Raw genomic sequence first — 25040 nt, forward strand, 5'->3', positions numbered from 1 at the left:
CCGGCAGCGGCCACGGGACCGGTGGTTGCCTCCTCGCCAGGAGCTCAGATCCCGAGTGCGGCGGCTTCGCTACGCCTTGAAACGTCGCCTGCCGTCCTCCCGGGTGAGCAGAAGAGCGCCGATCCCGCGTCAGCGAGTGCGACGGAATCCCAGAATCCTTCGCCTCCCGCATCGCGACCTTCCGGAGATCCCTATCCGAGCAAACCACCTCCGTCCGTCCACCCTCCGGAACCATCTGGGACCTAAAGGTTGCCAAGGTGCCCTGCATGATCACGACGCCGTTGTTGCCCCCCCCTCTGGTGCATCAACTGCGCGCCCGATCCTTCGCCCGTCTCTACCGAATGACCGGAAACCCCGGCAATCGCGGATTCGGCCGGGTTCTTCGCCAGCGCATCCACACCATCGTACGACGGGAGCGGCATCTGGTCGAAAAAGCGATCACGGTGGCCTATCTCGGGTCTTACCTCACCGACCACATTATCTTCGCTGAAAAGGAAGCCGCCCGGCTCCTGGAGGGACGCGAGCTGACCGAGCGGGAAGAGCATGAACTTTGGGAGCAGAACTATGGCTCGGTGATTGCCAAGATTCTGGCGGAATTGCCAGATGGCGAGGCCATCCGAGAAGAGATGACGCTGCTCGACAGGTATACCCGGCTGCCGGAACCCGTATATGCCATGCGCAACCGTCACTGGCGCCATCTCCAGGCAATCCTCCGCCACGGTCCAGCAGACGCCGAGGGAAATATCTCCGGAATCCCCATCGTGACACGGGTTCACGATGTGCTCACGAGCGGGCGGCCGCTTCACCGGAAGGCCTTCGGCGTGTGCCTTGCAGCCTCTCTGCTAGCGGATGTCGAATGCTGGAATTCGCATCGGCCTTGGCCGGAAGCCTACGAACACGTGATGACTGAACTCTACCCTCTTTTGCAACGGTATCCGGAAGTGCTTGAAGAAATTATCCGTCTTTGATTGGCTTTAGCGTTTCAGATTCGGAGGACCCATGTTTATCATCCAAATCGCTTCAGAATTTGCGACCGTTGCGAAGGTGGGCGGCCTGGCGGACGTCGTTCAGGGGCTTAGCCGCGAACTCTCGATCCGAGGACATCATGTCGAGGTGATTCTGCCGAAATACGACGTGATGAAGTATGATCGGATCTGGGGCTTCCACAAATGCTATAGCGACCTGTGGGTCCCCTTCCATCATTTCTGGGTCCACTGTGACGTCTTCTTTGGGTTTGTGGACGGCGTAAAGTGCTTCTTCATCGAGCCGCATTTCTTCAAGAATTTCTTCAATCGGGGAATCATTTACGGTCACAACGACGACGACGAGCGATTCGCCTTCTTTAGCAAGGCCGCGCTTGAGTTCATGCTCAAGACCAACAAGCACCCCGACATCATTCATGTGCACGACTGGCAGACCGGGCTGGTGCCAGTCATGCTCTTCGAGACGTACAAGCACTTCGGCATGACCCATCCGCGGGTGTGCTACACCATCCACAACATCCACCACCAGGGCATTACCGGCGAGCACATTCTCCGCCAGATCGGCATGAACCCCGCCCATTACATGACCATGGACCGACTTCAGGACCCGCGGCACCACAACGCGGTGAACATCATGAAGGGCGGCATCGTGTTTTCGAACTTTGTCACCACCGTCTCCCCCACCTACATGCACGAAATCATGTGGACAGGACTGGGGCACGGGCTGCAGGGCGTGCTCCAGTACTATCGCAACAAGTGCGGCGGGGTGCTCAACGGGATCGATTACAACGAGTGGAACCCCGAAGTCGACCGGTTCATTCCGCACCGTTACTCGCTCAACAACCTCGACGACAAATACAAGAACAAGGAGGCGCTTCGTAACCGCTTCTGGCTGCGGCACGATTTCAAGCCCATCATCGCCGTCGTCAGCCGGCTCGACCACCAGAAGGGGGTCGGACTAATCCGACATGCCATCTTCTACGCGCTGGCCAACGGCTGCCAGTTCGTCCTGCTGGGCACCAGTCCCGATCCCGGCATCAGCCACGATTTCTGGAACCTCAAGCGGCACCTCAATGACAACCCCGACTGCCACCTCGAGCTGAGTTTTGACGAGTATCTCTCCCACCTGATTTTCGCCGGCGCGGACATGATCCTCGTGCCAAGCGCCTTCGAGCCCTGCGGCCTGACCCAGATGATCGGCCTGAAATACGGAACGGTGCCGGTTGTCCGAAACACGGGCGGGCTTGCAGACACGGTCTTTGACGCGAATTACGCGCATAAACCCTACCACGAGCGGAACGGCTACGTCTTCAATGACCTCAACAACGAAGGGCTGGAATCCGCCCTGCGCCGTGCGATCGGCATGTGGTACCACTACCCGCAATACTGGCGAGAGCTGATGGTCAACGGCATGCGCCAAGACCATTCGTGGAACCATCCAGCTCAGCATTACTTGAACATCTACGAATATATCCGGGAAAAATAACGCGCTCCGACCATTCGGCGGCCTGACTCTTGCCATCGGGACAGTCCTCGAAACCCCCGTATGGACATGGTGTAAATTGATCCCGGTGCGCCATGGCGTTCCATGCTCTGTAAAAACGGCGTCAGCCGTTTCCATGTTATGGAAACTTGCGTTTGCGGCGCTGGCAACCGCCGGCATCTGCGTTCAAACGGCCTGGTGCGATGCCGCGTGGCGTGAGGTCCTCTCATTCGCCGTAACCACCAACACTGGTCCGGGGCGCAGCCTGTATGTCGTGGGGAACCAGCCAGAGCTGGGGGGCTGGCAGCCCACGGGCGCAATCCGCCTGGCCTGGTCGTTCGGCAATGTTTGGAGCGGGCGCGTAGCCGTCCGGGCGGGTTCCACTGTCGAAGTCCAGTTCATCAGCCGGGTCGATTCTGCTTCCCAGCACTGCCTCAACACTAACGTCCTATGGCCTGGAGTGCCGAATACCACGCAATTCACCGCAGCCCCTCCGCCGGCTCCGTATCCCGGAAAAACGCTGCTTTATCACAGCGGATGGACAAATGTATTCGTCCTCTTTTCAGTGGATGGGACCAACTTCTCCTCCCAGCCGATGGAGAGGGTCGGGCCCGGCCGGTTCCCGGGAGAGTATCTCCATGTGGCGACCGGCTTTGCTCGCGCGGGCCTTCCGGTTCAATTCGTCTGTTACGGATTCCTCAACGGCACCCAGTACTGGGACAACGCGCCATACCCCGGCTTTGGGGCAGGGGACTATTACACCCCTTTGGACGTGTTCTTCTTGCAGGATGGCCACATCTACAACTACTGGCCGCCCGCAGCGCCATCCGCCCCGACCATCGTCACTCAGTTCATTCCGTCCTCGTGGGCGCCTGCGGTGCCTGGCCGCCTGGTTCGAATCTACCTGCCGCGCGGTTACTCCAACAACGTCTGGAAGCGTTACCCGGCGCTTTATATGCACGATGGGCAGAATCTGTTCGATCCGGGTGGATCTTTTGGAAGCTGGGGCGTTGAGCACACGATGAACCGCGAAGTCAGCCAAGGTCGCGTCCGGGAGGCGATCGTGGTTGCGGTCGACAACACCACCGGCCGGCTTGCCGAGTACACCCCGCCCGGCGACAACGGGGCGGGGCCGTCCGGCATCGGAGACCTATACGCGAATTACCTGGTGCACAACGTTCGACCCGCGGTCGATACCGCGTTCCGAACGCTGACAAACTTGCCCAATACACTCACAGCCGGCTCGTCGATGGGCGGGCTCATCAGCAGTTATCTCGTTTTCCGGACCAACTCGTTCGGAAAAGCCGGGATTTTTTCCCCTTCCTGGTGGGCGGCGCCGAATTTCCGTGGCTGGATCGCCTCGAACGAAACCTTGGGCGCTCGCGTGTACATCGACGCAGGAACCTTGGAAGGCCCCTCCATGTGGGACCATTTCTGGCCGGTCCGCGGATCCCTTCTCCTTGACGGCTACGCCGAGTACAAGGACCTGTTGACCGTCATCGGGTGTGGACAGGGTCACAATGAGGCGGCTTGGTCGAACCGACTGCCCAACGCATTACGATTCCTGCTATCCCCATGGGACGAGCCTAACTTCCTCGCTCTTCAGATGTATCCGCCGAAGCTGGAGTGGGCGGGTGTCTTGCCCACCGGTTTGGTACACCATGCGTTAGGCGGCATCCGCTACGTCCTCGAAACCGCAGGCTCTCCAACCGGTCCTTGGATCGGGCAGTCGACGTCTATGACGGTCCACGTTCCGTGGAACTTGATAGATCTACCGTATTCTCCCACAGCAGGTACCCGTTTCCTCCGCCTTTTTGTCGGTCCGCCCTGATCTCCGCGGTAGTCGACCTCGAAACCTATGCTTACCAGCTAAACAAATTTTCAAAAACCCCTTACTTGACTTAAACGATTTAGTGTTTAGTTTGGCCCGTCTGGACTGAACCCCGGCCAACAGGGTGGCCGGCATGAGGTCACCAGGGTGGAAGGGAGGAACCTCGATGAAAAAGGGTCTGATTGGGCTGGTGAGCGCTGTGGGTTTGGCGCTCGGGATCGAATTGGCGCGGGCGGAAGCGCCAATGAACCGTTACGAAATCGCGGAACGGTTGGATTTGCCTGCACCGGCGGATGCCGCCCAGACAGGCGAACCCATGTTTCATCAGAGGCGGCCGGATGCGGGAGTGCCGGATCCGAGGTTGGTCGCTGACCTTTTGGTCGAATCGATCATCCAACTAGAATCATCCGGCGATCCCAGTAAAATCGGCTCTCGGGGCGAACGGGGTTTGATGCAGATTATGTCCCGAACCTGGGCGGAGGTGACGGCTCGGCATTTCGGCCGCCGCATCCCTTTTTCTAGCGCTTTTGACCCCGAACTCAACCGGCGGGTCGGCGCGGCCTACCTGAGCGACCTGCAAGCATTCCTTGCCCGCCATCGGTCCCGCTGGAAGGCCGACGAACGGGCCCTGCTGCTGGCCTGCTATAATGCGGGACCGGAGCGGGTTCGCGCCGCTGGATTCGACATCCGGCGGCTCCCCGCCTCAACCCGCGACTACGTCCAGCGCGGCGTCGCCCTACACGAGGCATTGCTGGAGGACCATAATATTTCGAGCCGGCAGGTTCGCCTGGCGATGGAGGCGGTGCGGCGCGGCGGCGGCGCGTGAGAGGGTCTTCAATCCGGAGGGCTGCCCAGACGCTTGCTGCTTGAAGCGTCCAGTGCTAATCATAGCGAAATTGAGGAGGGTAATTTTCGGCGATGCATTCGCAGATCGATATTTCGAGTGTTTTACGACGCGGTTTCGAATTGTACCGCGATCATTTCCTGGTCCTGATCCTCTCAACTCTCTTGGCCACCGTGCTTTCGGTTCTTACCGTCGGAATCCTTGCCGGACCCATGATCGCGGGACTGAGCCTCATCGCCCTGGGTTTGATTGACCGGCGGGATCCTCCGCCGGATGTCGGAAGACTGTTCCAGGGGTTTTCGTTCTTTGTCCCCTCGCTGATATTCGTGATCGCCTACTTGGTGGTCATGTTCGTTGGCTCATTTGTCCTCGGCCTCATGCCCATGATCGGCGGTCTGTTGTCAACGTTGTACTCCATGGTCATATCGACCTTTGTGATGTTTGCCATTTTCAACATCGTGGACCGCGGTGCGGACGTCGCCGCCGCAGTTCAACAAAGCGTGGAGATGGTGAAAGCGAATTTCTGGATCTTCTTCGGCCTCTACATCATTGCCTCCGTTTTGAGCTCGCTCGGTGTTATTCTGTGCCTGATCGGCATCTTCCTCACCTTGCCGCTCTACCCATGCTGGATCGCCATTGCGTACCGCGACCTGTTCCCCGCCCGGACGTGACACAAACCCCGGGTCCTGTCGCGCTGGAAAGACCACGAGGGGCGCGCATAGCGTGGGGTGCGATGGCTGCGGGCGGGGCGATGGCCACGCTCGCCGGTAGGTGGATTCCTCCGGAGATATGGAGCGCGTTGCCGACGCCGTGCTTGTTTTTCAGGCTGACCGGCCAGCCCTGCCCGTTTTGCGGCATGAGCCGCGCGTTTTTCAGCGCCGGTGCTGGCGACTGGGTGACCGCACTCGGCTGGTCGCCGCTGGGCGCTCTTCTCTATCCAGCCGTCGTGGCGCTTATGTTGCTGGGGACCGCGCGGGCCTTTGAAAAGTCCCCCAAACCGATGCGCATCTCCGGCGCCGTTTGGATTGCGATCGGCGCTGCGGTTGCTGCCAATTGGATCTACCTACTCGGCTGGGGTTGGCGCTGAACGGTAGCCGGCGCGCGCCGCGAAACCGGGCGATGCCACTTCCGTGAGACCGGTCGCCCCTTGTCGAACAAAGAAGAGCGCCTCGGCCTCTGAATGCTCGCGCAGCCACGGAATGCCTTCCTCAGGTCCCATGACGAACATCGTCGTCGCCAGCGCGTCGGCCAGCGCGCCATTCGAAGCGACCACCGTGACGCTCGCCACGCGCCCTTTCGCCGGCCTGCCAATCCTCGGGTCGAACAGGTGCGAATAGGACTGCCCATCCTCGCCCAGCAGGAAATTACGATAATCCCCGGAGGTCGCCACTGCCGCGTCCGTGACCTCTAGGACGGCCGCAAGATCCTTGCCGGGTTCAGAACCGGGGACCGGCCGCTCGATCCCGATCCGCCAGGGGCGCCCGGCGAGATTCACGCCTCGCACAACGATCTCCCCGCCGATTTCCACGAACGTGTTGGTAAACCCCCGCGAGGCCAACCAGTCAGAGATTTCCTGCGCTGCATGGCCCGGGGCGATGGCATTGAACACAATTTGAACCCCGGGCTTCGCCTTTTGTAGGTGATTCGACGACAATACCGTCAACAGATGATATCCGCACGACTCCCTCGCTGCCGCTTCCGTATCTGGGTCGGGCACCCGTTTCGGTCCCGTTCTGCCAAACCCCCATGCGTCGAACAGCGGCGCGAACGTGACATCGAACGCCCCGCCCGAAGCCCGGCTGATTTCCAGGGACAGGGCAGCCAGTTCCGCAATCCGAGGTGTGACCTCAATCGGCGCAAGCGAGGGATCGGCGTTGAACCGAGAAAGCGCGCTGTTGGTCTTCCAGGTCGACAGTTCCGCGTCGATCTCATCCAGCCGCCGCTGGATTTCCCCGTGCAGGGCAGCGGCCTCGCGCTCGTTGAGGCGCCGGTCCACGATCTGGACCCTATACGTCGAGCCGAAAATCTCTCCCGACATTCTCCACAATTGTGGGGGGCGGTCCCGTCGGGTCGTGTAAACAAACAGCGCTACCAGGACGGCCAGAACCCAAAGAGCCTTTAGCGGCTCGAATCGACGAGGTTGGATCAATTTCATGGACCTACCATACCGCCGCGCCGAATCGCGTCCAGTGACGGAATGCGGCTGGAACTCGCGCAAATGCGGATATGGATCGCGGTTGCACTCTTGGCGCACATCTGTATCTTGGCGCTCTATTTATCCGGAGGCGAATCATGGCGCGCGTGTTCAATTTCAGTGCAGGTCCAGCGATCCTGCCAGAACCTGTCCTTCGCGAAGCGCAGACGAACCTGGTCGATTATCAGGGCGCCGGGATGTCCATCATGGAGATGAGCCATCGCGGCAAGGAATATGAGGCGGTCCACAACGAAGCCATCGCCAATCTTCGGCAGCTTATGGGCCTGGGCGATGAACATGCTGTTCTTTTCCAGACCGGCGGCGCTAGCGCGCAATTCGCGCTCGTCCCGATGAACCTGCTCGGTCCCGGTCAAACCGCCGACTACGTGAACGCGGGGTCCTGGGGCGCCAAGGCGATCAAGGAGGCGAAGATTGTCGGCTCTGTCAACGTCGCTGCCGACACCTCAAAGGCAAAGCCCGCCCGAATGCCCGCCCCCGGCGAGCTTCGACTGACCCCTGGCGCCGCCTACCTGCACATCACGACGAATGAGACGATTGAAGGGACCCAGATGAAGTACGTCCCGGAGATCGACGCCCCACTCGTTGCAGACATGTCGTCCGATTTCCTATCCCGCCCGATGCCGTTTTCGAAATTCGGCCTCATTTACGCCGGCGCGCAGAAAAACATCGGTCCGGCCGGCGTGACGGTCGTGGCGATCCGCAAAGATCTCGCCGAGCGCGCGCCGGCCACGCTGCCGGCCATCTTTCGCTACAAGACCCACATCGCGGAAAACTCGCTCTACAACACGCCGCCCTGTTTCGCGATCTACATGGTCATGCTTGTCAGCCGCTGGATTCTGGCACAGGGCGGGCTGGAGGCCCTCGCGAGGCGGAACGCCGAGAAGGCCGCGCTCATTTATGAGACCATCGACAATTCCGGCGGCTTTTACCGCGGCACAGCGGCCATCGAAGACCGCTCGGACATGAATGTCACCTTTCGCCTGCCCAGCGAGGAGCTCGAGGAAAAATTCGTGAAGGAGGCGTCCGCGCAGGGCATGAAAGGACTCAAGGGGCATCGGTCCGTCGGCGGGATTCGCGCGTCGATCTACAATGCCTTCCCGCGGGAGGGCGTCGAGGCACTGGTGTCGTTTATGCGTGATTTTCTCGCGCGGAACGGGTAGATTTGATTCCATAAAACTTCTGGGGCGCAGAAGCCGCAGAGAAAAGTTCCGCGTGATGAACATATCGGCTCTTGCCGTTCGAAAACCCGTGGAGGGAGTGCGGCCTCGACCCGATCGCGTGCCCGTGCGCTCGTAGCTCAATTGGACAGAGCGTCGGCCTCCGGAGCCGAAGGTTGTGGGTTCGACCCCCGCCGAGCGCACCATCTTTTTCGAAGCGTCGTCCTCTCTGGAGTTGGACGACCAGATCAAGCCATGAACCAAGATCTGATTCGAAATGTGATGTTCGATTTGGGCGTCGTGCTGGTGCACCTTGAGTACGAATCGGCGCGCGAACGATGCCTTACCTATTGCGATCCGCGTCGCATCGGCAAGGCGGCCGATTTCTTGAGGCTGCTTGGCCGCTCGCCAGTGGTCGATGCCTATGAGCGGGGCGAACTTACGGCGCGCGAATTTTACCGCTATTTCGTCGAGCACACGGGTTTTTCCGGCGGGTTTGAAACGTTTGTGGAGATCTGGCGTAGCATTTTCCGCGAGAACGAGCCGATGATCGAGTTCGGCCGCGAGCTGTCGGCGAGGTATCCGATTTATTTTATGACCAACGCGAGCGACCTGCACGTGCCGTGGATTTTTTCGCGCTTTCCGCGGCTTGCGTTTTTTCGGGACGTCGCCTGTTCCTGCTACCTTCGCGCCGCGAAGCCGGACCCGGAATATTACCGCCGTGCCCTCGCGCAATTCGGCGTGGGCGCCGGGGAAAGCCTATTCATCGACGACCGGCCGGAGAACATCGAGGGGGCGCGCGCGCTAGGGTTCCGATGCGTGCTCTACCAGTCGCCGGAGCAGACGATCGCGGATGTCCGCGCGATGCTCATCGGGGCTTAGAGGAGAGATCTCGTGCGCGGATCAATTGCCGGAGCACTCGATGCCCCCACCACAGCGTGAAGAGCGCTGCCGACCAAGTGACCGCCGCGATGCCGAGCCATAGTCCAACCGGGCCAAGGGCGGAGGCCAGCACGGGATACACCGCGAGCGGCGCGGCGATCTGCCGATAGAGTCCAATCCAGAGCGCGTACATCGGCTGACGCACCGCCTGCAGCAGCGAGACGGTCACGAATAAGACTACATACGCCCAGAGCACGAACACGGCGATCCGAAGGTAACCCGCGCCAATCGCAACCACACCCGCGTCGCGGGCGAACAGCGACATCAACTCCGGGGCAAATGCCCAGACGACCGCGCCCCCGGCCGCCATCGCGACGAAACCGTCGCGGAGAGCGGCCCGCCATGCCACGGCCATTCGCTCAACGAGGCCTGCGCCATGGCACTGCCCCGCGATCGCAAGCGTAGCGGATGTCAACCCTAGCGCGGGCAGTAGCACCAGTTGCTCGATCCGAGTGGCCACCCCATATGCCGCCACGGCGGCTTCGCCAAACCGCGAGGCCACGCCGGTGATGACAAAGATCCCAATGCCGATGGTCAGATGGTTCAACGCGGCTGGTCCACCTTGCCCCAACAGCAGTCGCACGTAGGGCGGCTTGGGAAACATATGCCGAATTGAAAACCTACCCAGCAGACCGACCTTTGCCGCGCGGCGGCACAAGTAAAGAAAACCGCCCGCCTGGATAACCAGGGTCGCCGCAGCGATCCCCACAAAACCCATCGCCGGGACACCCAGGCCTCCGTATATGAACCACGGGTCTAGAACCACGTTCGCCGCCGCGCCGATGGCCATCACGTTGCGGAGGGCGCGCGTGTCGCCCCCGGCGACGAGCCCGGCGTTGGCCGCATAGCTGCCAATGAAGAACACGGCTCCCGCATAGATCCAGCGGATGTAGGTCACCGCCGACCGGAGATATTCTCCCTGCGCCCCAAGCGCGGAGAAGAGTGGCTCAGCTGCAACCCACCCGACCACGCTCAGCGCCGCCGAGAGCGCTAGCCCGACCGAAAGCGCCTGCGCCGCCAGCATTCGAGCCTCATCGCGGTCGCCGCGCCCTAGCGCGTTAGCGATGAGAGCCGTGGCGCCGGCCCCAAGCCCGGCACCCACCGCGATGATGCCGAAAAACAAGGGGAAGGAGATTGAAAGCCCCGCAACCGCCCAGGTCGAGATGCGCCCAGCAAAAAATGTGTCCGTGAGGTTGTACAGCGTGTTGAAAAACATCCCAGCGGCCGCTGGAATTGCGATCCGGCGAATTTGGGATCGGATGGGCCCTGAGGTCAGGTCCTGCAGGTTCATGGCAGCAGAGGGCTGGGCGCCGAATTCAATCGGGGAGAATTTCCATGCGATGGAAGTCCGCGTGCGGCATTTTTCCATCGCATGGAATTGGCGCGGAGGTTGCCGAGCTGCAAACTCACAACACGCCGAGCGAAAGGTCGCCGTATATCTTGAAGGAGTGGCCGTCGCGGTCGACCCTTAGCTCTCGTCCGGGAAAGGCCTCGGGGAGCCAGCGGCGAAGCATATCAGCCACTTCCCGCTCCATCTGCTCTTGAACATCCGGCGGGACGTGGTCGAGCGTGGCCATTCGAACCTCGACAAGATAGCCGGGGCCGTGGAGCGAGGCGAATCCGGGCGAGAAGGCGGCCCCGATGTTGAAGAGGCCATCCATTTCAGGGTTCCCGGTCGATCCTCTCTCGGGTCGCGCGGGATGTAGGGAATAGAGCCGGCCGTAGCGGGCTTCCAACACGGAGTCGATCCGATCAAACACGCGCTTGAGCTGCTGTTCGAATTCGACCGCCCGCGCGTCGCGGAAGCTCACGTGGTGGCCTCCCGATCGCGCTCATCCAGCAGCCGGATCATCTGGTGTGTCAGCGCCCATCGGTAAATCAGCACCGGTATCGCTAAGAAATAGATGAGCGCGGCGACGTACCGGTACGGCGCTGGGAGCCAGTAGATCACGGCGAGCATGGACAAGATAAGCGCCCAGCCCACTGCGCAGGCGCGAATCACGAATTTGCGCTCTCGCGGTCCCCGGGCATTGCGGATGTTTACATAGGACGCGTAGAGACCGCCGGCTAGGGCGACCCCAATCATGACAAATCCTATCAATGCAACTGCACTAATCATGGCATCCATTCTATCGATGATCCGCCCGATTCCTGACAATGTGGTTGCCGACTGCCATCTCGGGCTGATCGCTGTCATCCAATAATGAGGATTCGGCCGGTCCTCAAGCGCGATCGAACACCCCTGCGGACGTCACCAGCGGCTGAAGACCGCCCGAGGAATACCGTTTTGCGTTCCTTGGTCAAGTTGTGGGGTCGTCGAGCCGGCGTTGTCCTGAGGTGTTCTTCTGCCGAACGGTGATAAATCCAAATCGTGTTCGAGGAGATCCTAAAGGGGAAGACGTTCATCGCGTATTCATGGCGCTTGAGGCCAGTCGAATCCCACGTGCACAGTCCGACCTCGAACCCTTGGGTTCCGGTGGGCAGGGCCGAAGGAGCGATCGTCGGGAACGTTTCCGGCGGATAGGCGTTGTCTCATCCGCAGCACGGGGATCTGCCTGAAAATGCCGGATACGAAGCAGCGCCCGACATCGATTCTGAATTCAGCCGGCCGCTGGCGGGATCTTTACTGATATGGTGGTTTCGATATGTTCCGGCCCATGCCCATCGTGCATTACATCAGCACGCGCGGTCAAACGCCGCCGATGTCGTTTGAGGACGCCGCTTTGGAAGGCCTCGCGCCGGATGGCGGGCTGCTCGTGCCGGACCGGATCCCGGACGTTCGTGACCAGCTATCCTTTTGGGCGCAACTCTCCTATCCGGACCTCGCCCTCGAGGTCTTCAGGCGTTTCGCCGACCTTCCGCAAGAAGTTTTGAAACATCTGGTAGCCAGGGCCTACAGGACGTTTTCCTCGCCCGAGGTGACCCCAGTGGTGCGCGTGGGTCCGCTTTGGGTCCTGGAGCTCTTCCACGGACCCACACTGGCCTTCAAGGATGTCGCGCTGCAATTTCTCGGCGCGTTTTTTGACTATGCGCTGGAAAAGCGGAACGCCCGGCTGAACATCCTCGGCGCCACCAGCGGCGACACGGGCAGCGCGGCCATCCACGGCGTCCGCGGGCAGTCTCGCGTGCACATTTTCATCATGCATCCGCGCGGACGCGTCTCACCTGCCCAGGAAAGGCAGATGACCTCCGTGCTCGACCCAAACGTATTCAACCTTGCGGTCGACGGCACCTTCGATGATTGCCAAAACCTGATGAAGTCCATCTTCCGCGATGTCGACTTCAAGCGCCGCTATTCGCTCGGGTCCATCAATTCCGTCAACTGGGCGCGGATCGTCGCGCAGATCGTGTACTACTTTTACGCCGGGCTGCGCGTCATCGCGCAGACCGGCGCGCCGCAGGTGGCCTTTGCCGTACCGACCGGCAATTTCGGCGACATCCTCGCCGGTTGGTACGCCGCACGCATGGGGCTGCCCGTCCGCCGGCTGATCCTGGCAACCAATGAGAACGACATTCTCACGCGCTTTTTCAACACGGGCGAATACAGCCTCGGGCAGGTTGTTCCGACCTTGAGCCCCTCGATGGACATCCAGGTGGCAAGCAATTTCGAGCGGTATCTGTACTACCGCTTGGGCGAAGACGCGGAAGCCGTCCGACGCATGATGGATCAATTCGGGCGGACGGGCCGTCTGCGCGTCGAAGGCAGCGACCCGCTGTTTCGCGCGGGCGTCGGCGGTACGGAGGAGGTCCTCGAGACGATCCGACGCTTCTTTGGGGCGCACGGCTATCTTCTTGACCCGCACACGGCGGTGGGCGTTTCCGTGGCCGAGGAGCACCTGGAAGACGGCGTGCCTGTCATCTGCCTGGCGACCGCTCATCCAGCCAAATTTGCCAACGCGATCGAGCGGGCGCTCGGCCGGAATGTGGCGCGGCACCCCGCGATCGATGCCCTGGAGGGCGCGCCAACACGGGTGTATCCGATCGCGAACGATGAACGGGCAGTGCGGGCATTTGTTGCCGAGCATGCCGCTGTCTAACCAGGATGAACCGACTATTTGACCCGCTACGTCGTGCCCTTGATTTCACCCTCCGCATGCTAGGAGCTCTCTTCCTGTTGCTGTGGGTCAGCGCGGCGTTGGGCTGGCCGTGGCATGTCTACGGCTGGCTTGGGCGCGATCCGGGCGGATTCGAAGGCGCTCCGGACATCATTGTGCTGATGGGAGGCGGAGGTATCCCTAGTGAGTCCGGGTTGATGCGGACGTGGCAGGCTGCGCGGGAAGCCTCCCGTTTTCCAAAGGCGCGTGTGCTCGTGGCGCACCCGATCGAAGCCGGCGAGAACGAGAAAATGCTCAACCCGGTCATCCAGGAACTGATTCTGCGGGGCGTATCGGAACGGCGGATCCTGCGCGAGGGCCGCGGGCGCAACACGCGCGAACAAGCCCTGCAAATCCGACAAATGTTCGAGGGCTCGCACGAAAGCCTGAGGCTACTGATCGTGACCTCGCCAGAGCACATGCGGCGCAGCATTCTTTCCTTCCGCAAGGCGGGATTCCGTCACGTGCGCGGCCGTTCGGTTGAACCCGTACCGGTGATGGCCGACCTCACGCGGACCTCGCAGGCCGGCGACCCCTTGTCTGCGTTGGATGACGCTGTAGGCCAAAGTCTGACGATCCGTTACCGGATCTGGGACAACCTCGGGCTTACTGTCCGCGTTTCGCGCGAACTCGCGGCCCTCGCGTACTACAAGCTCAAAGGGTGGATTTGACGCAGGCCCGCAGGGCTGAGCGACCGTATCTATTTGGACTGAGCCGATGATCGCGAATCAGCCGATCGGTATAAAGGATTGCCCGTTGAGAATGACGACGGTGCGGGTCTCGCGGCGCAGCTAAAATTTTTGCCACTCCGGCTTGTCGTCGTACACCCACTGGTAATAGCTCGTGTTCTGCAGTAGCGAGGCGGCCTGGTGGTCAAGAAACACCTTGACAACGGGGTGCATTTGCAAAATCGACGCGGGCATCATCGCAGTGACGGGCCCTTCGATGGTTCGGGCGATGGCGTTGGCCTTCGCCTTCCCAAAGGCGAGCAGCATGCACTGCCGAGCTTCCATGATGGTGCCAAGGCCCAAGGTCATAATATACTTCGGCACTCGGTCCTCGCCGCCAAACTGGGGCGCGAAGTCGCGGCGGGATCGGGGCGTAATGGTCTTGGTCCTCATCCGAGACCCGAGGGAGGAGGTAGGCTCATTGAAACCGAGGTGCCCCTCCGTGCCGATCCCCAGGATTTGCAAATCGATGCCTCCGGCCTGGCGGATGGCCTCCTCGTAGGCGCGGCAGTGCTCGGGAATATCGGGGGCCATGCCGTCGGGGACGTGGATGTTTTCCGGCCGGACGTTGACGTGGTCGAGGAAGTGTCGCCGGATGAACGTCGTATGGGATGCCGGATGGTTCGAAGGAATACCGACAAAATCATCCATCGTGAACACGGTGACACGGCTGAAGTCGATGTGTCCGTCCCGGTATTTACGCACCAGCTCGCTGTACAGCAGCAGTGGGGACTGCCCGGCAACCAGCCCGATGACCGCGTTGGGCTTTTCGCGGAGCAGGTGGGAGACCAAGCGGGCAGCGACGATGCTGGCCGAGTGCGCGTCCGGCTGGATGATCACTTCCATGTGTCATCATTATTTTTTTGTTAGAACGCTTGTCAATGGACATTCCGGCCCAGAGGGCTTCGAAACGGGTGTAAACACGGGCATCTCGAGTGCGCTGGCGCAGCGGACCCGAGAGCAGCCGCAGCCGCTTAGGCCTTCAGGTGCGCCTTCGCGAGATCCACGATGGACGCGAATCCCTGCGGATCGTGGATCGCGATTTCGGACAGCATCTTGCGGTTCAGCGCAACGCCGGCCTTGGTCAACCCCTCAATCAGGCGGCTGTAGGATAGCGAATGCGGACGGCAGGCGGCGGCGAGCCGAGTGATCCACAGGGATCGATACTCGCGCTTGCGTTCTTTGCGATGCTTGGTCGCCAGGACCATCGCGCGGTCAACGGCCTCGGTCGCCTGGCGGAACCGCTTGCTTCGGCCACCGTAAAAACCTTTCGCCAGCGCAAGACGGCGTTTGCGGCGTTTACGTGATGCAGGTGCGTTGGTCGCTCGCGGCATGGTGTCGGTCTCCTCGGATCAGCCGCCCATCAGTGCGGACAGTTTGGTGGCAAACGGCGCGGGGACCAACGAGGGTTTCCGCAGTTGGCGTTTGCGCTTGCGCGACTTGCTCGTTGCAAGGTGGCTCTTGCCGCCGTTCATGCGCAACAGCTTTCCCGTCCCCGTGCGCCGAAATCGCTTGAGCACGGATTTTTTGGTCTTGTGTTTGGGCATCTTCTCCGCGTTCCTTTCTTTCTCTTGCATCCCCTACGCGGGGCGGCCGGATATCCGGTGCGAAGCGGCGTTATGTAGGAGATTCCCGACACGGCGTCCAGCATTTTCCACGCGGAAGACGCACAGGCGGGCGGCCCGCTACGCGACCGGCATCTGCATCGCGGTTTGTCGAACGGCGCTTCGGTTTGCTAACGTGAGGTCCGTCTATGAGCGCGCGCATTCCGTTTGCCGAACAAAAATCTCCGCTGCGCGGGGCCGTCGAACTGGCGTGCGGCGCCTATCCAGGGTTCATCTTCGGCCTGCCAGTCTCCCGGGACATTCTGCCGACATTCCATTTCCATGAGGTCACACCCGCTCTGCTGGAACCCGCCCTCGCGTATCTGCGGGAGAACGGATACCGCACCGTACTCGCGGACGACGTCGCTCGTTTTGTCCGCGGCAACGGACGTCTGCCGCCGCGCGCAGTCGCCCTGACGTTCGACGACGCGTGGGCCAGTGCGTGGACCGTGGCCACACCGCTGTTGCGGCGATACGAGATGCTGGCGATTTTGTTTGTTGCGCCGGGCCGCGTGCCGGAGGGCAGCGGGCTCCGACCCACGCTCGACGATCCTGGCGGCCCACCCGCCGATGTAGACCGTTCTGACACCCCGTTCTGCACATGGTCGGAACTCCGCGCGATGCGCGCGTCGGGGTGCTGGGACATCCAGGCGCACAGCTACGCTCACGCGATGATTTTCTTCGACAGCCGCGTGACGGGTTTTGTGACACCGGCCTATTCCCCCCATATCCATCTGTCGCCGAATGTGGGCAGCGCGCGATCGCCCCGGTTCTTGACGGCTGCCGATCTCGGCGCACCGCTGCACCCGATGCGGTCTCGTCTTTCGGACGCGCTCCGTTATGACGACGAGGAGGCGCGGGAGGAGTGCCTGTCGCTGGTGCGCGCGGAGGGCGGCGCGGCGTTCTTCGAACGGCCGGACTGGCAGGCTCGGCTTGCCCGAATCGCCCGAAAGCGGCGCGGGCGAACGGAAACTCCCGCGGAGCGAAATGCGGCGATTCGCGAAGACCTTGCCGCTGCGAAAGATATCTTGGAAAGCCGGCTCGGCCGAGAGCCGGTCCGCCATTTGTGTTTTCCCTGGACGATCGCCGGATCAGCGGCAGAGCGGATCTCCGCAGAAGTCGGCTATGAGAGCGCCTACGCCGATGCACTGGGCTCGCTTCGCGCCCCGCGGCGCGGCGGGAACCCATACCGGATTATGCGCCTCAAAAGCAAATTCATCTTCAACCTGCCGGGCCGAGGACGGCGCAGTTTCTGGAGCCTTTTTTCAAAGCAATGACGCCGTCGACCCCCATTTGGAAGGAGCGAACATGAAACTCATCCATCAACCGGCCGAGATGCAAACCTGGGCTCTTGCGCAGCGCCAGGCGGGCGTATCCGTAGGTTTCGTGCCCACGATGGGCTATTTGCACGAAGGGCACCTCTCGCTCGTGCGGCTCGCCCGTGCCCGCGCGGATGTGACGGTCGTCAGCATATTCGTCAATCCGACGCAGTTCGGCCCCAACGAGGATTTTGACAGTTATCCGCGCGACCTTGAACGAGACGAGCGGTTGTGCCGGGAGGCGGGTGTCGACGTGGTGTTTGCGCCGGCTGCGGAAGACATGTACGCGGTGGATGCCAGCGTCAGCGTGACGGAGTCACGGCTGGCCTCCGGCCTCTGCGGCGCGTCGCGTCCGGGCCACTTTACCGGTGTCTGCACGGTCGTCGCCAAGCTCTTCAATCTGGTCCAGCCCTCCGTAGCGGTCTTCGGCGAAAAGGACGCCCAGCAGCTCCGTGTGATCCGCCGTATGGTGCGCGACCTGAATTTTCCCGTAGAGATTGTCGCCGGCCCGATCGTCCGCGAACCGGACGGCCTGGCGATGAGCTCGCGGAATGCGCGCCTGAAGCCCGAGGAGCGCGCCCAAGCCGTTTGCCTCCGGCGTGCGCTTGACGCGGTGGAGAGGGCCTTCGCGGCTGGCGAGCGCGACGCGGACGCGCTGAGAAAGATCGCGCGCGGAGTCATCGAGCACGCGCCTCTAGCCCGCGTGGATTACATCGAGATTGTCGACGATGAATCCCTTGAGCCCGTCCTGCTAATCGAACGGCCCGCGCTTTGTGCGCTGGCCGTCCATTTCCCGTCCGCGCGACTGATCGACAATACCGTGCTCAAGGTCTAGTCCATCTCGTCCCCGGAGCCGGACGGTAGGTCCGCCTCATCGGCGTCCAGTTCCGGCCCTTCAGTCTCTGGCATCGGACCAGGAACGACAACGAGTGTCAGCTCCCCGCGGATCGAGCGACAACCCAACGCGGCGCGGAGTTCGGCGGGCGTTCCGACCAGGTGCTCCTCGAATCGCTTGGTCAGCTCTCGGCCTATATACACACGGGGGGCGCCCCACACGGCCTCGAGGTCATCGAGCAGCTTGAGCAGGCGGTGGGGCGACTCGAACAGCACAAGGGGTAACCCGGGCTGACCGAGCGTGGCGAGGGCGCGGCGGCGGGCGGCGGATTTCGCCGGAAGAAATCCGCCAAACACGAAGCCGCGCGTCGCGATGCCAGCGGCGGAGACAGCGGCTGTCGCCGCAGAAGGCCCCGGCACCACGAAGACCGGAAAGCCGGCGGCGCGGCAGGCTGCAACGAGTCGCGCACCGGGATCGGAAACTGCGGGTGTCCCCGAATCGGTGACGAGCGCGACGGCCGCCCCGGCGCGCAGGCGGGCCAGCGCGCTGTCAATCCGGGCCGCTTCGTTGAATTTGTGGGCGCTGAGCAGCGGCACACGGATCCCGTGTCGGTCGAGCAGAATGCGGGTTTGTCGCGTATCCTCCGCGAGGATGAGCGATGCGCGGCGGAGCGTGTCGAGGGCGCGCAGCGTGATGTCCAGCAGATTGCCGATCGGCGTACCCACGACGTAAAGACCCGGCGCCAGCGCCCCGTCTTCGGCGCCCGTGTCCGCCGGCGCGCGCGCGGTCATGTGCCGACCCAGCGGATGGCGCTGCGCACCAGTTGCGCGGCAGTGGACAAGCCGAGCTTTTCCTTGATGTGCGCGCGGTAGGTCTCGATGGTCTTGACGCTGAGGTGCAGCATCTGGGCGATTTCGCGCGTGCTGTGGCCCTGGCCGATCAGCCGGAACACCTCGAGTTCGCGATCGCTCAACAGTCGGATCGGCGATTCCTCCGGCGAAACGGCCCCGCGAACGGTCATCTCGTGGAGCAGCGACTGGCCGAGCTTTTCATTCAAATAGATTTCACCGGCGAGCACCTTGCGCACGGCCTCGACGATCTTTTCGCCCACCTCCACCTTCATCAGATAGCCTTGCGCGCCGGCGCGAAGGGCGCGCTCGGCATAGAGGTTCTCGTCGTGCATTGACAGGACCAAGACAGGCAGCCGCTTGTCCTGCGCACGGACCCATTTGGTCAGCTCGATCCCATCGTGGCCCTTGAGCGAGATGTCCACGATGACGAGGTCGGGTTTGTGCTTCAGAAGTGCCTGCAGCGCCTCGCCGGCGGACTCCGCCTCCGCGCAGACCACCAAATCTGGCTGCTGTTCCAGGAGCGCTCGTATCCCCTGTCGCACGATGGGGTGGTCGTCCACAATCAAGATGCGTTTTTTCGCCGTTCCGGACTCGAATTTTGGGCCCGCCGTTTTCATGGCTTTGAAGGGACTGCGAGCGCCACGGGCCAGACGAGGCGGACCAACGTTCCGCGGGGAGCGCGCCGTTCGATGGCTAGCTCGGCCCCCAGGACGCCCGCACGATAGCGCATGATTTGAATCCCCATACCTGAACGTATCTGCCGGGCCTGAAATCCCCGACCATTGTCTTCGATCTCCAGATGAATCTCATTAGCCGATCGGGCAAGTCGAATACAAATCTGTTTTGCGCCGCCGTGCCGGATGGCGTTATGGACAGCTTCCTGGGCGATGCGATAGAGATGCAGCGCGTGCGATTTATCGAGCGCGGGGAAGGATCCCCGGATCTGCACTCTGCATCGGATGCCGTAAAGCTGTCGGTTTGCAAGGGCTAATTCTTCGAGGGCCACCTGCAGCCCGCTGCGCTCCAACTCGACGGGGTAGAGCCCGTGTGCTTGCCGCCGCATGTCGTCGAGGATGCGGCCCATCATGCGGGCCAGCTCGTCCGCCTCCTCCGCCGCGGGGTGGGACTCGCGGGCGAGCCGGCCGTGCAGCGCCTTGGCCATCAATGCCAGGCCGGTCAACTGCTGGCCAAGCCCGTCGTGCAGCTCCTGGCCGAGCCGGCGGCGTTCCTCCTCGCTGACGCGGGCGATGGCTTCCGCGGCACGTTTGCGTTCTGTTATGTCGCGCACAATTCCGGTGAACAGGCGCCGGCGGCCGATCCGCACCTCGCTAACAGCCAAATCCATCGGAAAGGTATCTCCGTTTTTGCGAAGACCCCGCACCTCGCGGCCGATGCCAATGATGTGAGGCCGGCCGGTCCGCAGATAGCGCCGGATGTATCCGTCGTGGTGGCGCCGCCAAGGTTCAGGGATCAGGACGTTCACGCTGCGCCCGATCAAATCCTTGGCGCTCCAGCCGAAAATGCGCTCGGCGGCCGGATTAACGGATTCGATGATGCCGCGTTCGTCGATGGTGATGATGCCATCAACGACCGTATTGAAGATCGCCGCCAGCTTCGCGGCGGATTCCGCGTCATCGCGGTTGGCGGGGCCGTGTTTCATCACGACGTTATTTTTGCGTGTAACTCGGGCTGTACCCATGGAAATCCGTCGCGTGCCAACGTGCCGCTGTCACCCTTTCATGCCGGTGAGTGTGACGCCTTGAATGAAGTATTTCTGCGCGAAGAAGAAGACCGCGATCACGGGGAGGGTCATCAACACCGAGCCGGCCATCATCATGCCGAAGTTGCCGCCGGCCTGGACATTCAGTGCGTAAAGGCCGAGCGACAGCGGATACAGGCGCTGATCGCTAAGGTAGATCAGCGGCCCCATGAAGTCGTTCCACGTGCCCATAAAGGTGAAGATGGCGATGCAGGCGAGGGTCGGCCGGACCAGCGGGAGAATCACATGCCAGTAAACCTGCCACGAGTTGCAGCCGTCGATGCGCGCGGCGTCCTCGAGGTCGCGCGGGATTCCCTTCATGAACTGCCGCAGCAGGAAGATATTGAACGCGTTGCCGAAGAAACTCATCGCCCAGAGCGGTGTCAGTGTGTTGTACCATCCGAGCGATTTGACGATCAGGAAATAGGGGATCATCGTCACCTGCCCGGGAATCATTAGGGTGGCCATCATCAAGCCGAAGCTGAGGTTCCGGCCCGGCCAGCGCAGTCGCGCGAACGCGAAGGCGACGAGCGAGCAGGACAGCAAAGTGCCCGCGATGTTCAGAGTCACGAGGAAAACGCTTGTCGCTGCATACCGCCAGAAGGGGATGTAATCCAGCGCGCCGCGATAGTTGCGCTGGATTTTCGCCCACCATGCATCGAGCTGGTCGCTCTGGCGTAAAACAATCGTGAGCTTCACCTCATCGGGCGAATCAACAGCGGATACGGCGCCGCGCTGCTCCACCAGCGGAATCCACAGACGGATTTTCGTCGACTCGTCGTCCGGACCGTAATCCTGCAGCGTGACCATCGTCCATTGGAAGTTCCCAAGGTATTCAGGACGCTTGCCCCGGTAGACGCGGCCTTGCTTTTCGACCATGAACTCTAGCGCATGCCAGGAATCATCGGGTCGCAGGAAGAGCTGGATGCGGTGCAGCCGCTCAACGGGGAAGGGCAGCTTGAGGGTGGCGGACAGTCGAACTTCGCCGCCATCCGTGTGTGGAAACGCGTAGACCATGTCGGCGATCGCCGCTGCATCCTCGCGCCCATCGACCAGTCGTCCGCCCTCGACGGTCCAGAAGTCGGAGATCGGTCTGCCGGCGGTCAGGTCGATTTCCTGCAGGTCGTGGCTGCGCACGCGGACGCCGGCGAAGCTCAGGCGGCGGTACACCTTGCGTACGGCCTCGTCGATCCATTCGGGCGTGACGCGCGCGGCAAGCTCTTGGGCGAGCGCTTCGTGCGGCAGTTGCCAGAGGGTCGCCGGCAGCGTGCCGCGCAGCCGCTGGAAAAGTCCCGGGGCGAGGATGTCCGCGGCTTGATCGGCGTTGGCGGCTAATCCGGGGATGCGGTCGCGGTGGACGCGAATTGCCTCGCGAAGAATCGGCTCGGCAATCCGGTAGGCGTCCCCACCGACTTGCGGGAAATAGTTGGGGTCCAGATAGGGCGAGGCGCGCGCTGGCACAGGGCGCATCGGCCAGAACGTGATGCGTTCGCCAAACATCTCGCGATCCACCTTGAAGCTGGTGCCGATCATCCAGAGGAACGGCATCGAAAACAGGATTGCGCCTCCGAGCAGCAAGCCGTAGACGACGAGCGCCCATGCGAGCCCCCGCAGCCGCCGCGCTCGTCGCGCTTCCGCCTGGTCCTCGGAATGGCGCGCCGAAGCGTTCACACGTCCTCCTCGTAGTGGACCCATCGTTTCGAGGTCCGCATCTGAAATGCCGTGATCAGTACAACGATCAGGAACAGGAACCACGCCATGGCGGCGGCATACCCCATGTGAAGGTAGCGGAAGGCGTTATTGAAGAGGTGGTAGGCGAAGAAGAGCGTCGAATTCACCGGGCCGCCCTGAGTCATGATGAAGGCCTGTGTGAAAATCTGAAAGGTGCCGATGAGGCCCATCACGAGATTGAAAAAGATATAGGGCGTCATCATCGGAACCGTGATGTAGCGGAACTGCTGCCACGCATTCGCGCCGTCGATCTCCGCCGCCTCGTAGTAACTTCGGCTGATGCCCTTGAGTCCGGCCAGCCAGATGATCATGCCGCCCCCGGCCCCCCACAGGCCCATCAGGATCAGCGCCCATTTACTCGTGTCCTCGTCCTGCAGCCAGTTCGGTCCTTCGATGCCGAGCGCGGCGAGCGTCGTGTTCAAAAGACCGCTCTGCGGATTGAAGATCCAGATCCAAAGGATGCTCGAGGCGACTGCGGGCACGATGCTCGGCAGATAGAAAAGCGTCCGCCAGACCGCGATGCCGCGTACCTTGACGTTGAGCAGTAACGCCAGCCCGAAGCTCACTGCCATGCCGAGCGGAACACCGATCACCATGAACAGCGTGTTCCTCATCGACGTCCAGAACAGCTCGTCTCCGGTAACCATGAAGGCGTAATTTTTCAGGCCGACAAAAACCGCCGGGTTCAGCACGTCAAACCGGCAAAAACTGATGACCACCGAAAACAACATCGGCCCGCCGGTGAAGATGATAAAGCCGAGCAGCCACGGGAGCGCGCACAGCACGCCGTCCCGCCATTCGGACCGGAAATAGGAGCCCTTGCTCCCCTCGAGCGCAGCGGCGTCCGGTTTTTCCCCCGTAAAGAGCGCCGAGAGTGAAAAACGCGGGATCCGCCGCCGTTCGACAGGACGCGTCTCGCGCCAATAAACCCAAGCGGCTGTGGCGGCAATCAGCGCCACATACAGCGCGAAAAACCACGACCAATTTCGAATGACGATTCCACGGGGTGGGTTGAGGATTTCATCAAGATCGCGCTGCGCGATGGCTGTGTAATAGTCGAGAGCGGCCTGCGGCGTCTTTTTGCCAAAGATCGCGTCCTCCATCGCCCAGATCTGGCAGTTCCAAAGTTTCTGCCCGACGGGCGTCACCGGCCGGTATCGCGAATGATCGAGCAGGTCGTTGAAAACGCGCATCGCCTCCTTGAATTTCGGCTCGAGGGCGGGGTTGGCCTCGACATAGGTGCGGAAGACCCACTCGTTTTGCGAGCGCTGAGGATATTGCCGCGGGATGAAGGGCCGGCCTTGGCTCATTGCGATGAAATTTTCGGACTCGCGCATGATCTCCATGGCTCGCTGGCTGGTCAGGAACCGGATCAGTTCCCACGCGCCGCGCTTTTCGCGCGCGGTCGATGGAATGGCGTATGCCCAGCCCGCAAGCCACGAGATGGGCTTGCGGCCTTTCGCGAGCTCGCGGGCCGGCATCGGGGCAGGCGCGGCGCCGAAATTCAGGTCGCGCCCGTAGAACGCGAGCGAAGACATGACCCAAACGCCGTCGATTTTCATCGCGACGCGGCCGAGGATGAACGGGTCCAATTCTCCGCCCTGAAATGTGGACTGGAACGCGTAGACTTCCTGGGCGCCGCCGAGCTTGTTGTAGATCCGCGTCATGAAGTCGAGCGCCTCGACGATCGGCGGATCGTTCAGGGTAACGCGGCGGCCGTCGGCGCTGAGGAACTCGCCGCCCGCCTGCCAGCCGTACATGTACAGCCACGAATTGCCGTAGTTGGGAATAAAACCAATCGTCCGAATTCGACCACGCTCGTCACGCTCCGTCATCCGGACGGCCATCTCCTCAAGCTCCTCCCAGGTCCGCGGCGGACGCGCATCGCCGGATTCGTTCGTGTAGCCGTGACGAATCAGAATGTCCTTGTTGTAGAGCAGCACGCGGTTGTCAGCGTCGGACGGGATGCCGTAGATCGCGGATTCGCCAGTGACTGGATTCCGATACACCGCCTCATCCCAGCAGGCGGCGTAAAAGTTCTCCGCGCGCAGCGGCTCAATCGCCGGTTGTGTGCGGCCACCCTGCGCGCGCGGCGGCTCCTCGGCCGCCCCGGGCCATGGCGGCAGGCCCTGTCGACCGCCCGACTCCCACATCGCCCATGCCTCGCGATCGCGCTGGATGAAGTCATCGAGCGGCGTAAACGCCCCGCGGGCCGCCCACTCGCTGATGGCAAAGCGGTCGAAATCGATCACGTCCGGTGGTGTCCCGCCGGCCAAACTCACTAAAAACCGCGTAGGGTCTTCCGTCTGGCCGCGGGAAGCATCCTGGCCGGAGACGACGCGGTAAATCGGGTAGGTCGGATCGACTGCATGGCGTTCCCGAGACAGGCGTTCAAATTCGCGGATGGCGTCTTCCAGCGCGCCCTGGATCGGGCCACCGCGCCCCATGTAGCGGATCTCAATAACCCCCTCCTCGACCTGCAGGGAGCGCTGCGGAGCGAGCAACCATAGCGCGGTGAGCAGCAGGGCGCCCCATAAACCGCCTTTGACCCAGTTCGGCACACCATGAGTCTGCCTCAACCGTTTCGGTGCGCGCAATCGGAATCCCGGAAGGGTACAAAAACGGATGTGCTCACAACCGGTAGAAGCTCCGTCAGCAAACCCG

24 protein-coding genes and 1 tRNA gene are annotated in these 25040 nt (G+C 61.9%); 13 read left to right on the top strand and 12 right to left on the bottom strand.

The window, feature by feature from the left end; all coding sequences use genetic code 11:
* Positions 1-266: 266 nt before the first annotated feature.
* The 6 genes from NZ740_01355 (at position 267) to NZ740_01380 (ending at position 6228) form a co-directional block, all read left to right on the top strand.
* On the top strand, positions 267-968 hold the full coding sequence (locus NZ740_01355; protein MCS6770655.1) for a hypothetical protein: 702 nt from the start codon (positions 267-269) through the stop codon (positions 966-968).
* 31 nt (positions 969-999) lie between these two features.
* Entirely contained in the window at positions 1000-2469 is a 1470-nt protein-coding gene (locus NZ740_01360; GenBank protein ID MCS6770656.1) for a glycogen synthase, read from the top strand.
* A gap of 133 nt (positions 2470-2602) precedes the next feature.
* Positions 2603-4297 carry an alpha/beta hydrolase-fold protein gene (locus NZ740_01365; protein ID MCS6770657.1) on the top strand — a complete coding sequence of 565 codons (1695 nt, stop codon included), beginning with the start codon at positions 2603-2605 and terminating at the stop codon, positions 4295-4297.
* Between the two features lie 166 nt (positions 4298-4463).
* A complete protein-coding gene (locus NZ740_01370; protein MCS6770658.1) occupies positions 4464-5123 on the top strand; it encodes a lytic transglycosylase domain-containing protein in 660 nt (219 codons plus the stop codon).
* A gap of 92 nt (positions 5124-5215) precedes the next feature.
* On the top strand, positions 5216-5812 hold the full coding sequence (locus NZ740_01375; GenBank protein ID MCS6770659.1) for a hypothetical protein: 597 nt from the start codon (positions 5216-5218) through the stop codon (positions 5810-5812).
* Positions 5809-6228, top strand: coding sequence for a DUF2752 domain-containing protein (locus tag NZ740_01380; GenBank protein ID MCS6770660.1), 420 nt, complete (start codon positions 5809-5811; stop codon positions 6226-6228). The genes NZ740_01375 and NZ740_01380 overlap by 4 nt, the downstream gene beginning before the upstream one ends.
* On the opposite strand, the gene NZ740_01385 is transcribed toward NZ740_01380, so the two are convergent.
* Entirely contained in the window at positions 6205-7296 is a 1092-nt protein-coding gene (locus tag NZ740_01385; GenBank protein MCS6770661.1) for an FAD:protein FMN transferase, read from the bottom strand. The two genes, NZ740_01380 and NZ740_01385, sit on opposite strands and share 24 nt — an antisense overlap.
* Positions 7297-7430: 134 nt before the next feature.
* On the opposite strand from NZ740_01385, the gene serC reads away from it, so the two are divergent.
* The 3 genes from serC (at position 7431) to NZ740_01400 (ending at position 9395) form a co-directional block, all read left to right on the top strand.
* The gene (serC, locus tag NZ740_01390) at positions 7431-8516 is read left to right on the top strand and encodes a 3-phosphoserine/phosphohydroxythreonine transaminase (protein ID MCS6770662.1); all 1086 of its coding nucleotides are present in this window, start codon (positions 7431-7433) and stop codon (positions 8514-8516) included.
* 126 nt (positions 8517-8642) lie between these two features.
* Positions 8643-8719: transfer RNA gene (locus tag NZ740_01395), tRNA-Arg, on the top strand.
* Between the two features lie 49 nt (positions 8720-8768).
* Positions 8769-9395: an HAD family phosphatase gene (locus NZ740_01400; GenBank protein MCS6770663.1), complete on the top strand. Its 627-nt coding sequence runs from the start codon at positions 8769-8771 to the stop codon at positions 9393-9395.
* On the opposite strand, the gene NZ740_01405 is transcribed toward NZ740_01400, so the two are convergent.
* From NZ740_01405 to NZ740_01415, 3 genes are all read right to left on the bottom strand, one after another.
* Positions 9382-10746 (bottom strand): MATE family efflux transporter, encoded by a 1365-nt coding sequence (locus tag NZ740_01405; GenBank protein ID MCS6770664.1) that lies wholly within the window; start codon positions 10744-10746, stop codon positions 9382-9384. The two genes, NZ740_01400 and NZ740_01405, sit on opposite strands and share 14 nt — an antisense overlap.
* 115 nt (positions 10747-10861) lie before the next feature.
* Positions 10862-11266 (bottom strand): hypothetical protein, encoded by a 405-nt coding sequence (locus NZ740_01410; GenBank protein MCS6770665.1) that lies wholly within the window; start codon positions 11264-11266, stop codon positions 10862-10864.
* Positions 11263-11574, bottom strand: a complete 312-nt coding sequence (locus tag NZ740_01415) for a hypothetical protein (GenBank protein MCS6770666.1) — start codon at positions 11572-11574, stop codon at positions 11263-11265. Before NZ740_01415 ends, NZ740_01410 begins: the two co-directional genes overlap by 4 nt.
* 538 nt (positions 11575-12112) lie before the next feature.
* Between NZ740_01415 and thrC the strand changes: the two genes are divergently transcribed.
* Positions 12113-13492 (top strand): threonine synthase, encoded by a 1380-nt coding sequence (gene thrC / locus NZ740_01420; GenBank protein ID MCS6770667.1) that lies wholly within the window; start codon positions 12113-12115, stop codon positions 13490-13492.
* A 5-nt stretch (positions 13493-13497) separates the two neighbouring features.
* Positions 13498-14220, top strand: coding sequence for a YdcF family protein (locus NZ740_01425; GenBank protein MCS6770668.1), 723 nt, complete (start codon positions 13498-13500; stop codon positions 14218-14220).
* Positions 14221-14340: 120 nt separating this feature from the next.
* On the opposite strand, the gene nagB is transcribed toward NZ740_01425, so the two are convergent.
* The 3 genes from nagB to rpmI form a co-directional block, all read right to left on the bottom strand.
* The gene (gene nagB, locus NZ740_01430; protein MCS6770669.1) at positions 14341-15123 is read right to left on the bottom strand and encodes a glucosamine-6-phosphate deaminase; all 783 of its coding nucleotides are present in this window, start codon (positions 15121-15123) and stop codon (positions 14341-14343) included.
* A gap of 128 nt (positions 15124-15251) precedes the next feature.
* Positions 15252-15611, bottom strand: coding sequence for a 50S ribosomal protein L20 (gene rplT / locus NZ740_01435; protein ID MCS6770670.1), 360 nt, complete (start codon positions 15609-15611; stop codon positions 15252-15254).
* Positions 15612-15629: 18 nt separating this feature from the next.
* Positions 15630-15824, bottom strand: a complete 195-nt coding sequence (rpmI, locus tag NZ740_01440; GenBank protein ID MCS6770671.1) for a 50S ribosomal protein L35 — start codon at positions 15822-15824, stop codon at positions 15630-15632.
* 206 nt (positions 15825-16030) lie between these two features.
* Between rpmI and NZ740_01445 the strand changes: the two genes are divergently transcribed.
* Both NZ740_01445 and panC read left to right on the top strand, forming a co-directional pair.
* Positions 16031-17158: a polysaccharide deacetylase family protein gene (locus tag NZ740_01445; GenBank protein ID MCS6770672.1), complete on the top strand. Its 1128-nt coding sequence runs from the start codon at positions 16031-16033 to the stop codon at positions 17156-17158.
* A 31-nt stretch (positions 17159-17189) separates the two neighbouring features.
* Entirely contained in the window at positions 17190-18035 is an 846-nt protein-coding gene (panC, locus tag NZ740_01450) for a pantoate--beta-alanine ligase (GenBank protein MCS6770673.1), read from the top strand.
* Here panC and rsmI read toward each other — a convergent pair.
* The 5 genes from rsmI to NZ740_01475 form a co-directional block, all read right to left on the bottom strand.
* On the bottom strand, positions 18032-18826 hold the full coding sequence (rsmI, locus tag NZ740_01455; protein ID MCS6770674.1) for a 16S rRNA (cytidine(1402)-2'-O)-methyltransferase: 795 nt from the start codon (positions 18824-18826) through the stop codon (positions 18032-18034). The two genes, panC and rsmI, sit on opposite strands and share 4 nt — an antisense overlap.
* Entirely contained in the window at positions 18823-19503 is a 681-nt protein-coding gene (locus NZ740_01460) for a response regulator transcription factor (protein MCS6770675.1), read from the bottom strand. The genes rsmI and NZ740_01460 overlap by 4 nt, the downstream gene beginning before the upstream one ends.
* Positions 19500-20546 carry a PAS domain S-box protein gene (locus NZ740_01465; GenBank protein MCS6770676.1) on the bottom strand — a complete coding sequence of 349 codons (1047 nt, stop codon included), beginning with the start codon at positions 20544-20546 and terminating at the stop codon, positions 19500-19502. The genes NZ740_01460 and NZ740_01465 overlap by 4 nt, the downstream gene beginning before the upstream one ends.
* A gap of 69 nt (positions 20547-20615) precedes the next feature.
* Positions 20616-22316, bottom strand: coding sequence for an ABC transporter permease subunit (locus NZ740_01470; GenBank protein MCS6770677.1), 1701 nt, complete (start codon positions 22314-22316; stop codon positions 20616-20618).
* Positions 22313-24937 carry an extracellular solute-binding protein gene (locus NZ740_01475; GenBank protein ID MCS6770678.1) on the bottom strand — a complete coding sequence of 875 codons (2625 nt, stop codon included), beginning with the start codon at positions 24935-24937 and terminating at the stop codon, positions 22313-22315. Before NZ740_01475 ends, NZ740_01470 begins: the two co-directional genes overlap by 4 nt.
* Between the last annotated feature and the right edge of the window lie 103 nt (positions 24938-25040).

The sequence above is a fragment of the Kiritimatiellia bacterium genome (assembly GCA_025054615.1).
Lineage (GTDB): Bacteria > Verrucomicrobiota > Kiritimatiellia > CAIVKH01 > CAIVKH01 > JANWZO01.